The organism is Sphingopyxis sp. GW247-27LB (genome assembly GCF_002277025.1).
Taxonomy (GTDB): Bacteria; Pseudomonadota; Alphaproteobacteria; order Sphingomonadales; family Sphingomonadaceae; genus Sphingopyxis.
Window position 1 is genome coordinate 107,850 of sequence record NZ_NIWD01000009.1, and the last position, 10,907, is coordinate 118,756.

General features: G+C 68.0%; 10 protein-coding genes. 5 read left to right on the forward strand and 5 right to left on the reverse strand.

The annotated features are described in order from the left end of the window. The first annotated feature begins 121 nt into the window (after nt 1-121). Nucleotides 122-541: an addiction module antidote protein gene (locus CD928_RS12860; protein WP_095388038.1), complete on the forward strand. Its 420-nt coding sequence runs from the start codon at nt 122-124 to the stop codon at nt 539-541. Between the two features lie 220 nt (nt 542-761). Here the strand turns inward: CD928_RS12860 and CD928_RS12865 are convergent, their stop codons facing one another. Beyond that, nucleotides 762-1,403: a histidine phosphotransferase family protein gene (locus CD928_RS12865; RefSeq protein ID WP_095387521.1), complete on the reverse strand. Its 642-nt coding sequence runs from the start codon at nt 1,401-1,403 to the stop codon at nt 762-764. Nucleotides 1,404-1,529: 126 nt separating this feature from the next. Here CD928_RS12865 and CD928_RS12870 point away from each other — a divergent pair, with 126 nt between their 5' ends. Together CD928_RS12870 and rpoH are read left to right on the forward strand one after the other, a co-directional pair. Then, the gene (locus CD928_RS12870; protein ID WP_095387522.1) at nt 1,530-2,486 is read left to right on the forward strand and encodes an RluA family pseudouridine synthase; all 957 of its coding nucleotides are present in this window, start codon (nt 1,530-1,532) and stop codon (nt 2,484-2,486) included. 81 nt (nt 2,487-2,567) lie between these two features. Then, a complete protein-coding gene (gene rpoH / locus CD928_RS12875) occupies nt 2,568-3,470 on the forward strand; it encodes an RNA polymerase sigma factor RpoH (protein WP_095387523.1) in 903 nt (300 codons plus the stop codon). A gap of 6 nt (nt 3,471-3,476) precedes the next feature. Here rpoH and CD928_RS12880 read toward each other — a convergent pair whose 3' ends face one another. After that, a complete protein-coding gene (locus CD928_RS12880) occupies nt 3,477-4,274 on the reverse strand; it encodes a transporter (RefSeq protein ID WP_095387524.1) in 798 nt (265 codons plus the stop codon). Between the two features lie 102 nt (nt 4,275-4,376). Between CD928_RS12880 and mtgA the strand changes: the two genes are divergently transcribed. Further along, nucleotides 4,377-5,084 carry a monofunctional biosynthetic peptidoglycan transglycosylase gene (gene mtgA, locus CD928_RS12885; protein WP_095387525.1) on the forward strand — a complete coding sequence of 236 codons (708 nt, stop codon included), beginning with the start codon at nt 4,377-4,379 and terminating at the stop codon, nt 5,082-5,084. Nucleotides 5,085-5,277: 193 nt separating this feature from the next. Here the strand turns inward: mtgA and CD928_RS12890 are convergent, their stop codons facing one another. The 3 genes from CD928_RS12890 to purC all read right to left on the reverse strand — a co-directional run bounded on the left by CD928_RS12890 (nt 5,278) and on the right by purC (nt 10,197). Continuing rightward, the gene (locus CD928_RS12890) at nt 5,278-8,178 is read right to left on the reverse strand and encodes a pitrilysin family protein (RefSeq protein WP_095388039.1); all 2,901 of its coding nucleotides are present in this window, start codon (nt 8,176-8,178) and stop codon (nt 5,278-5,280) included. Nucleotides 8,179-8,209: 31 nt separating this feature from the next. Continuing rightward, nucleotides 8,210-9,355 (reverse strand): diguanylate cyclase, encoded by a 1,146-nt coding sequence (locus CD928_RS12895; RefSeq protein ID WP_255247157.1) that lies wholly within the window; start codon nt 9,353-9,355, stop codon nt 8,210-8,212. Nucleotides 9,356-9,417: 62 nt separating this feature from the next. Then, a complete protein-coding gene (purC, locus tag CD928_RS12900; RefSeq protein WP_095387526.1) occupies nt 9,418-10,197 on the reverse strand; it encodes a phosphoribosylaminoimidazolesuccinocarboxamide synthase in 780 nt (259 codons plus the stop codon). A gap of 213 nt (nt 10,198-10,410) precedes the next feature. Here purC and CD928_RS12905 point away from each other — a divergent pair. Beyond that, nucleotides 10,411-10,907 (forward strand): enoyl-CoA hydratase-related protein (locus CD928_RS12905; RefSeq protein WP_255247158.1); only part of this gene is annotated, 497 nt, incomplete at its 3' end.

Consider the following 10,907-nt stretch of genomic DNA (forward strand, 5'->3'; position numbering starts at 1 on the left):
CTCAATAGCAAGGTTGGGCAGTCCCCTCCTGCCGGCTGCTGCGCCCGTTCGCGGCAGCCGGCATCTTTTTCGGACCCGCATGGGACTGCCGAACCGCGGGCCGGTTTTTCCGGGAGGCACGATGGAAGGCAGCACGCTCGTCCGGCAATTGACCGAACAACCGCTCGTCCGCGACCTGTCGGTCGACGCCGCGCAGGCGGTCCTTGCGCTCCGCTATTGCATCCTCTGCCGCCGCGCCGAGCGCGACCCGATGCCCGAACTCGAACGGCGCTGGGGCCATATCCTCGCGGCGCGGCGTTTCCGGCTGGTGGTCGAGGCGATCGGCCATATCTGGCCCGACCCCTTCGCGGTCGCCCCGCCCTGCTGTCCGCGCGTCAGCTTCGACGAGGCCTTGCTCGCGGCGATGGTCGGCGCGGTCGACCGCGGCAACCGCGCGCAGTTCGACTGGCTGACCGCCGAAATGCTCGGCGGCGACGCGCGCGCGATGCTGTTCGTCGCGCTCGACAATTTCCTCCGCGCGCGGGCGCCGGGGCGGGCGTAGGATTTGGTGTCGCCGGCTTTGGGGTGGATTTGAGCCATTCCCCTCCCTTTTAGGGAGGGGTTAGGGGTGGGTGCGCGAGCGGAGCGAGCCCGCAAAAGAACGCCGCCTTCGGCGGCTACCCACCCCCAGCCCCTCCCTAGAAGGGAGGGGAGAAGGTATGTCCCATCAAATCTGCAAACGGGGGAATCGCCACCGCAAGGGGCGCCCCGGTGACCCGAAATCACCGTCCCCTGAGCACCGCCCCGACGAGCAGCGAGGTCGGCGTCTCGCGTGCGAGCATCACCGTGCCGCCGTTCTGCGCCGCGACCGCCTGCACCAACATCGCGGGCGCGGTGCGCGAGGTCATGGCTCCGCTCGCTTCGCCCTCGGCCAGGATGCGCTCGACATCCTTATCGACGAGGATGCGCTCGGCTTCGGCGTGGAGCGCGATCTCGATGCCGCCGTCCTGCTTCTCGCACCCGATGTCGAGCCGGCCGCCGCGCACCAGCGCATCGACCAGGATCAGCGCGAGATTGAGGATGATCTTGACCGCGGGCTTGGGCAGCGGTTCGTCGCCGATCATCCAATTGAGCGTGATCGGCCGCTCGGCCATGATCCCCTCGATCGCCGCCCTGGCCTCGGCGGGCGGCACCGCCTCGCCGAAACCGCCCGCCGAGCCGAAGGCGAGCCGGAAGAATTTGAGCTTCGCCGCCGACGTCCGCGCGCTCTGTTCGAGCAGGTCGAAGCAGCGCGCGCGCATGTCCGGATCCTTCTCGTCGGCGAGCAATTCGAGCCCGTTGGCGAACGCCCCGACCGGGCTCAGCAGGTCATGGCACAGCCGCGAGGCCAGCATGGAGGCGAAATCGACGCGGTCGTCGGTCATGGATGAAATGGCTCCCCAGCGCAGTTCCGCGGATATTTCCGCGCGACCCCGCTCCTAGGGCAGCAAGGCCGCCCAGGGCAAGCGCGTCCCCTTGAAATTCGGCGTTCCGGGGCCACATTCCCCTCAATGCAGGGGGACGAGGATATCTTGACCGTAGCGCTCGATGACAGCGCCGCCGGGCTGCGGCTCGACCGGGCGCTCGCCGAGGCGCTCCCGAACCTGTCGCGCGAGCGCTTGAAGACGCTGATCAAGGGCGGCCGCGTCGCCGATGCGAGCGGCGCGGTGCTCTGGGACCCGTCCGCGAAGGCCGCGGCGCCCGCGACGATCGCGGTTCGCCTTCCCGCCCCGGCGCCCGCGCACAATGTCGCGCAGGATCTCGCTTTGGTCATCGCCTATGAGGACGAGCATCTGATCGTCGTCGACAAGCCCGCAGGGCTCGTCGTCCACCCCGCCGCGGGCAATGCCGACGGCACGCTGGTCAACGCGCTGCTCCACCATTGCGCGGGGCAACTCTCCGGGATCGGCGGTGTCGCCCGCCCCGGCATCGTCCACCGCATCGACAAGGACACGAGCGGGCTGATCGTCGCCGCGAAGCACGACAAGGCGCACGAAGGCCTCGCGAAGCAATTCGCCGCGCACAGCATCGACCGCCGCTATCTCGCGCTCGCCACCGGGCGCCCGATGCCCGCGAACGGCACCGTCGACGCGGCGCTCGGCCGGTCGAGCGCCAACCGCAAGAAAATGGCGGTGGTGCCCGCGGGGCGCGGCAAGCATGCGATCACCCATTACCGCACGATCGAGCCGCTCGCCGGCGCGACGCTCGTCGAATGCCGGCTCGAAACCGGGCGCACGCATCAGGTGCGCGTCCATATGGCGCATATCGGCCACCCGCTCGTCGGCGATCCGGTCTATGGCCGCGCCAGGAAGCCGCTGTCGGACGTGCTGAAAGCGCGAGGTTTCGTGCGGCAGGCATTGCACGCGGCCCATTTGGGTTTTATTCATCCGGTGACCGGTAACAGGATCGCGCTCGACAGCGAACTCCCCCAGGATATGCGGGAACTGATCGATGAATTGCGCGTTTAAGTTTCGAATGAAAATCTATCTCGACCGCCGGATGCAACCGCGGCATATTTCTCCTCTGAAAAATTAGGGAAGACGCTATCAATGGCTAACAAAAGCAATGTTCCGGCAGTGGTGCCCGCGCTCGGCGGTGAGGCGAGCCTGAACCGCTACCTGGCCGAAATCCGCAAATTCCCCCTCCTGACCCCCGAGCAGGAATATATGCTCGCGCGGCGTTTTCAGGAGCATGGCGACAATGAGGCCGCGGCGCAGCTCGTGACCTCGCACCTCCGCCTCGTCGCGAAGATCGCGATGGGTTATCGCGGCTATGGCCTGCCGGTCAGCGAGCTGATCAGCGAGGGCAACATCGGCCTCATGCAGGGCGTGAAGAAGTTCGACCCCGAACGCGGCTTCCGCCTCGCCACCTACGCGATGTGGTGGATCCGCGCCTCGATCCAGGAATTCATCCTGCGCTCGTGGAGCCTCGTCAAAATGGGCACCACCGCGGCGCAGAAGAAGCTGTTCTTCAACCTCCGCAGGATGAAGAACAACCTCGAAGCGTTCGAGGACGGCGATCTATCGCCCGAACATGTCGCGAAGATCGCCAAGGATCTCGGCGTCACCGAAGACGAGGTCGTCAGCATGAACCGCCGCATGGCCATGGGCGGCGACACGTCGCTCAACGTGCCGATGGGCGAGGATGGCGACAGCCAGTGGCAGGATCTGCTGGGCGACGAGGGCCCGCTGCAGGACGAACGCGTCGCCGAGGCCGAGGAACGCGACGTGCGCCATGCGCTGCTCAACGAGGCGCTCGAGACGCTCAACGAGCGCGAGCGCCATATCCTGACCGAACGCCGCCTGACCGATGACCCCAAGACGCTCGAGGATCTGAGCCAGGTCTATGACGTCAGCCGCGAACGCGTCCGCCAGATCGAGGTGCGCGCCTTCGAAAAGCTGCAGAAGGCGATGCTCAAGCTCGCCGGCGAGCGGCGGCTGGTCGGCGCCTGACCGCGCTCAGAAGCGCCGGACGTAGCCCGCGTAGAGCTGAACGTCGGGGCTGGAGCGGTTGAGCCCGGCATTGACGCCGACATCCCATTGGCTGTCGGCGTCGGGCTGCCACCCGAGCGACACGCCCGCCAGCGCCTCGGTCGCATGGCCCGCGGGATCGCCATCGCGCGTCAGCGACAGTTCAACCGCCGCCGACACCTCGTCCGACAGGCCGAAGCCGAGGCCCGCGACCGACCCATAGGCAAGATGGCGCCCGTCGCCATCGGCATCGACCGCGGCGTCGACATGGGGCGTGAAGCCGAGCGACAGCGCGCCGAGTTCGACGCTGACCGGCACCACCAGCCCCGCCCCCCAATCGCCCGCCCCGACGCTCTCCCCGCCCAGCGGCAGCGTCGCATAGGGCATGACCGCCAGCGAAAAGCCCGAACCGTCGGGGCTGCGCAGATTCTGCCGCAGCGCCAGCGTCACGTCGCCGGTTCGCGTCCGCCCCGTCCGCTCGCCGGTCGCCCGGTCGCGCTCGCGCACATGGCCAAGCATCGTCCAGCCGATCTGCATCTCGAGCGAGGGCGTCAGCCCGGCGCGCAGCAGCGCGTCGCCGAAGATCCAGCTGTCGGTGCGGCCGCCCTCCTTCCTGTCCAGCGTCCAGTCGGCGAGCCCGACCTCCAGCACCGTAGCTCCGGCATCGACGGTACAGGCCGGCGTGCCGAGCCCCGGGCGGTCGGGGCAAAGCTCGCGCGCTTCTTCGGCGGATGCCGGGGCGGCCGCGGTCAACCCGGCCATCAGCAGCATGAAACGAAGCAGCATCGCCTCTCCCTTTTCGGCCCGGCGTCCGCCTTGCTTGTCCCCGAATGCGAAGCACGTATCAAGCCCGCTTGCCTCGCCGCGGCAAGCGGCTAATTTGCGCGCATGGCAACCAAATCGCGCGCGACCAAGCGCAAGCTCCCCTGGTATCTGCGGCCCTTCAAATGGCTGCTGTGGTTCATCCTCCTCTCGGTGCTGTGGGTCCTCGTCTACGCCGTCGTGCCGCCGCCGGTGACCTTCACCATGCTCGCCGACAGCAACGGCATCACCAAGGACTGGACGGGCCTTTCCCGCATCGACCGCAACATGGTGCGCGCGGTGATCGCGGCCGAGGACGGCAAATTCTGCAGCCACGACGGCTTCGACCGCGAGGCGATCGAGCAGGCGATCGAGCGCAACGCCAAGGGCAAGAAGCTGCGCGGCGGATCGACGGTCAGCCAGCAGACCGCGAAGAATGTCTTTCTGTGGCAGGGCAGCGGCTGGACCCGCTATGTCCGCAAGGTCCCCGAAATCTGGTTCACCTTCCTGATCGAGAAGATCTGGGGCAAGCGCCGGATCATGGAGGTCTATCTGAACGTCGCCGAGACCGGCATCGGCACCTATGGCGTCGAGGCGGGCGCGCAGCGTTATTTCGGGCACGGCGCCGGCAAGCTGACCCCGGCCGAAGCCGCGCGCCTCGCGGCGATCCTGCCGCTGCCCAAAAAGCGCGAGGCGGTGAGCCCCTCGGGCTTCACCCGCCGCTACGGCAACACGATCCGCGCGCGCATCGGCGCGGTGCGGCGCGATGGGCTGGACGCCTGCGTTTATCAGTGAGGCGGGTTGGCCGCTTTGGGGTGGATTTGGGCCATTCCCCTCCCTTTTAGGGAGGGGTTAGGGGTGGGTGCGCGAGCGGAGCGAGCCTGCAAAAGAACGCCGCCTTCGGCGGCTACCCACCCCCATCCCCTCCCTAGAAGGGAGGGGAGAAGGTATGGCCGCATCCGGCCGCTGCCCGAACATCGCTTCGCCCCTATTTCCCCGCCTTGTCGCTCACCGCCTTGATCACCAGCGCCTTGTCGTCGACCAGATAGCGCCGCGCGAGTGTCTGGAGGTCGGCGGCGGTCGCGGCCTCGACGTCGGCGATGGCATTGCGGCTGCGGTCGAGACGCTCGGGGTGGCTCGCGGCCTCGGCGACATAGTTCAGCCAATAGCTGTTCTCGCGCCGTGCCTTGGTCATCGTCTCGATCAGCGGCCGCCGCGCGCGGTCGAGCAGGTCGGCATCGACCGGCGCGTCGCGCAGTTCCTTCGCGATCGCGAAGATCGCGGCGCGCGTCGTCGCGAGATCCTTGTAGTCGACATTGCTCGACGCGAAGAGATGACCATAGCCGGGAAACTCGTCCGACAGCGCGGTCCCCGCCCCGGGGCTGTAGCTTTCGCCGAGCCGTTCGCGCAGCTCCTCGGTCAGCTTGAGCTGCATCACCCGCGCGAGCAGGCCCAGCCGCATCGCCTCGGCGAGGTCGCTGTCGTCGCGTGCGGGCCAATAGACGCGCAGTTCGGCCTGTTCGGCGGGCCCTTTGTGGATCAGCGTGCGCTCGCTCCGGTCGGTCGCATAATGTCGCTCGCGCGCCGCTTCGCGCGGGTCGAAGGCGGCGCGGCGTTCGGGCAGCGCGCCGAATGTCGCCGCGATCGCCGCGATCGCCGCCGCCTCGTCGATGTCGCCGACGACGCCGATCTCGATCGCGCCGTGCGCAAGGCTGTCGGCGATGGCGGGCTTGAGCTGCGTCCAGTCGCGCGCCATCAGCGCCGCAAGCGGCGGCGTCTCGGCGCGCGGATCGCCGTCGGCGAGAATACCGCCGACGTCGCGGCCCATCACCGCGGCCGGGGTCGCATCGTTCGCGGCATATTGCTGCGGCAGCACGCGGCGGATCAGCGCGAGCCCGTCGGCACGGTAGCCGGGATGGGTGACATAGGCCGCCATCAGCTCCGCTTGCGCGCGGAAATCGGCGGGCGAGGTCAGCGCGTTGCCGCCGAAGGCATCGACGTCGGCCCCGAAGCTGGGCGCAACCGTCTTGCCCGCGAAGATGGTGCGCAGATCGTCGAAGCTGTGCGCTTCGAGCCCGCCGATGCTGAGCGACCCCGCGAGCGCCACCTTGGTCGGGTCGTCGCGCGTCGCGAGCAGCGTGCCGCCGTCGACGCGCACCGACAAATAGACCTTGTCCTTCTGGAAATCGGTGGTCTTGATGTTCAGCATCACATTGTTGGCGAAGCGGATGCGGCGGATGCCCAGATCCTCGATCCGATCATCCGACACGATCCGCCCCGGCGTTCCGAAATCGGTGTAGGCGAAGGCGTTGCTCTCGGCCGCCGCGGGCGCGGCGACGGCGACCTGCTGCGAGGCCTTGAGCTCGGCGAGGATCGCATCGGTGCCGCCCTCGATCGGCGTCTTGCTCGTCACGCGCGCGAGCGGTGCGCTGAGTCCCGCGACGCGCTTGCGGAAGGCCGCGGTGACGGCATCGGCGTCGAGCGACGCGGCGGTCGCCTCGAACAGCGCCTGCGTGGTTTCGGGGCGCACGACGACGAAATCGCCGTCGGCCGCGGCGACCAGCACGTTGGCCATCGTCTCGCTGCGCCGCGTATCGACCCCGGCGACGGCATTGCGCAGCGCGGTGCGGCGGATCGCGATCTGTTCGTCCACCTCGGCCTGGGTGAAGCCATGTTCGACCGCGCGGCGATACTCCTGCTCGACCAGCGCGAGTGCTTCCTTCCACGCGCCCTGCCTGGCGACCGCACCGGCGGTCACGAGATCGAAGCGCTTCCACCCGTCGGTGTCGCTGAGATAGCCGCTGAGGATCGGCGAATCCTCGCGCAGCGCGATCTTCGCGAGGCGGCGGCTGACGATCGCCTCGCCGATATCCTCGGCGAACTTGCGCACACGCTTCGCCCTGGTGTCGGGTTCGTCGACCCAGGGCTTGAACGCCCCGATCGTCACCGCATCGACGATCGCCGGATCGACGAAATCGTCGGCCGCCGACGGGCGGGCATAGTCGATCGCGCCGATGTCGGGGTCGGCGCCCGCGGGTCCGCGACCCCGCCAGTCGGAAAAGCGCGCCCTGATCTTCGCCTCGACCGCGGCGGGGTCGAAATCGCCGACCATCACCAGCGTCGCGCGCTCGGGGCGGTAATAATGGTCATAGAAATCGCGGATGCGCGCCGCGGGCGCGGTGCGGATCACCTCTTCGGTGCCGATCGGGATGCGGTTGGCGACGGTCATGCCGGGCATCGCGAAAGCGAACTGGTCGACGAGGCTGCGCAGCTGATAGGTATCGCGCGCGCGACGTTCGGACAGGATCACCCCGCGCTCGCGGTCGACCGCCTTGGGGTCGATCGTCAGCTCGCCCGCGGTCTCGCGCATCAGCATCAGCCCGGTGTCGATCAGGTCGTCCGAGGCGTTCGGCAGGTCGAGCTGATAGACGGTCTGGTCGAAAGCGGTCGAGGCGTTGGTGTCGGCGCCGAAGGCGAGTCCCTTGCGCTCGAGCAGCTTGATCATCTCGCCTTCGGGCACATGGGTCGAGCCGTTGAAAGCCATATGTTCGAGGAAATGGGCGAGCCCGCGCTGATCCTCCGCTTCGGCGAAGCTGCCGACGTCGAAGCGCAGGCGCAGCGCGACGCTGTCCTTGGGCGTGCTGTTCTTCAGCAGCGCATATTTCATCCCGTTCGGCAGCACGCCGAAGACGATGTTGGGGTCGACCCTAATATCGCTCGCGGCGTAGTTCCAGGCCTTGGCGGCGTCGGTCTGGGGGTTGACGGGGGCGACGGCCGGCGCGGGCGCCGTGTCGCGCGCGAGGAGCGGCGCGGGCGCGGCGACGGTCGACAGGAGGAGGGCGAGGGGCGAAAGCGCGGCCGAGGCGCGCAGCAGGGTCCGGGATATCATGGTCCCGGTCTGGGCGAACCGCCGAAGGCGGTCAACCGGCCTGCGCGATGCTTTCGACGGACGGCGTCGCGCCTCGATCAACCGCCTTCGCCGCATAGACCGCGCGATCCGCGGTCTCGAACAGCTTCTTCGCGCTCGCACCGTCCTCGGGCCAATAGGCGACGCCGATGCTCGCCCCGACCCGAACCCGCGCGCCGTCGAGGCGATAGGGCGGGACCAGCGCGGCGAGCAGATGATCGGCGAGCGAGGTCGCGAGCAGCGGGGATCCTGCGGGCACGAGGATCGCGAATTCGTCGCCGCCCTGGCGCGCGACCATCGCGTCACCGCCGCAGGCGTGGGTCAGCCGCGCCGCGATCTGGCACAGCAACGCATCGCCGGCGGCGTGGCCGTAACGGTCGTTGACCGGCTTGAAGCCGTCGAGGTCGAGCAGCGCGATCGCGAAGCGCGTATCGGCGCCCGCTGCCTCGATCTCACGCTCGACGCAGGCATCGAGTTCGCGGCGGTTCGACAGGCCGGTGAGCGGGTCGGTATGCGCGAGGTCGCGCATCTGCGCCTGGAGCTGGAGCAGGTCGACGAGCTGACCATGCTGCTGGACGATCATCCGCAGCAGGAAGGCAGAGGCGACGGCGAGGCTGGTGCCCGCCGCGACCTCGGGCGGGCTGCCCGACGTCAGCATCAGCAGCGTGACCGGAATCAGCCCGATGCCGAGATTGACGATCGTCGCGAAGCGGATCGACGACAGGCAATAGGCGGTCGCGAGCGAGCCCATCGCCATGATGATCGCATAATAGCTGTGCGTCTCGGGCGGCGCGGCGAGCCAGTTGACCACCGTCCAGATCGCACACATCGCGCCCATCGTTCCCGACAGCCAGGTCGCCTCGCGGATCATCCGCCGCGCGCGGCGCGGGCTCATCCGCCGGCCGCGGTTGTGCATGAGCACGCCGAAGCCGAACAGGCAGACGGCGGCGAGGATGACGGGAAAACCGATGCGAATGGCCGGATGCACCGCCGCGACCCCGCCATAGATGGCGGTCGGCGTCGTCGCCGCGAGCATCAGGAAGAGCATCGGGGTCAGCGTCTCGAGGCGATCGGCGCGCAGCAGCGCGACATCGTCCCGGATCGATTCCGGTATCGGCGGAAAGAAGCGCCGCCGCAGCCATTGATAGACCCCTGCCATCGGCGCGGCCTAGCAAAGGATGGTAAATCAGTGCTTAAGCATAAGGCGGCCGCGGGGCAGCCTCAGCTGCCCTTCTTCTTGCGGTGCGTCTCGAGGTCGAGCACGGCGTTGTCGCCGCCCTCGGGCAGCAGACCGAGCCGGCGCGCGACCTCCTGATAGGCTTCGACCTCACCGCCGAGGTCGCGGCGGAAGCGATCCTTGTCGAGCTTCTCGTTCGTCGTCATGTCCCACAGGCGGCAACCGTCGGGGCTGATCTCGTCGGCCAGGATGATGCGGCTGTAGTCGCCGTCCCACAGGCGCCCGAACTCGAGCTTGAAGTCGATGAGACGAATGCCGACAGCGGCGAACATGCCGCTCATGAAATCGTTGATGCGGATCGCCATGTCCTGGATGTCATGGAGCTCCTCCTGGCTGCACCAGTTGAAGCAGGCGATATGCTCCTCGGCGACCAGCGGATCGCCGAGCGCGTCGTCCTTGTAGCAATATTCGATGAGGGTGCGGGGAAGCTGCGTCCCCTCCTCGATCCCGAGCCGCTTCGACAGCGTGCCCGCGGCGACGTTGCGCACGATCACCTCGATCGGCACGATCTCGACCTGGCGGATCAGCTGCTCGCGCATGTTGAGGCGGCGGATGAAATGGGTCGGCACGCCGATATTGCCGAGCAGCGTGAACACATGCTCCGAGATGCGGTTGTTAAGCACGCCCTTGCCATTGATCGTGCCGCGCTTCTGCGCGTTGAACGCGGTCGCATCGTCCTTGAAATACTGGATCAGCGTGCCCGGTTCGGGGCCTTCGTAAAGGATCTTGGCTTTGCCTTCGTAGATCTGGCGGCGACGGGCCATGGCTTGGGACTTTCTGTCGGAACCAAATGAATGACCCCGGCGGAAGCGACTCAGGGAGAACCGCGGCGCCGGGGCGATGCGGGGCCCTATAGCGGCAAAGTGACGGCGCGTCATCCCCGGCGTCGCGACGCCCTTCCTTACGTTTACGTCAACTAGAGCTTGCCTTCGACCCCGCCGCTTGCAACCTTGGCGCGAACCCAAGGAGAGACAGAGATGAGCTACGACCAGATTCGCCTCGACCGCCACGAAGGCATCGCGCTGCTGACGCTGCACCGTCCCGAGCGGATGAACGCCTTCACGACCGAGATGATGCTGGAGATCGTCGCCGCGCTCGACGAGTGCGACGCCGACGACGGCGTGCGCGCGGTGATCTTCACCGGATCGGGCGAAAAGGCCTATTGCGCGGGCGCCGATCTGGGCCAGGGCGCTGCGACCTTCGATTACGACAAGCGCACCGACAAGGCGGCGATGCTGCCCGAGGGCCTGCCGGCAAGCCCCATCGCGGAGGACGGCAGCATCGACTGGTCGCATCCGCTGATCCGCGATTCGGGCGGGCGGGTGTCGATGCGGATCTTCGATGCGAAGAAGCCGGTGCTCGGCGCGATCAACGGCGCCGCGGTCGGCATCGGCGCCACCATGACGCTGTCGATGGACGCCCGCCTCGCCAGCGACACCGCGCGCTACGGCTTCGTCTTCGCCCGCCGCGGCAT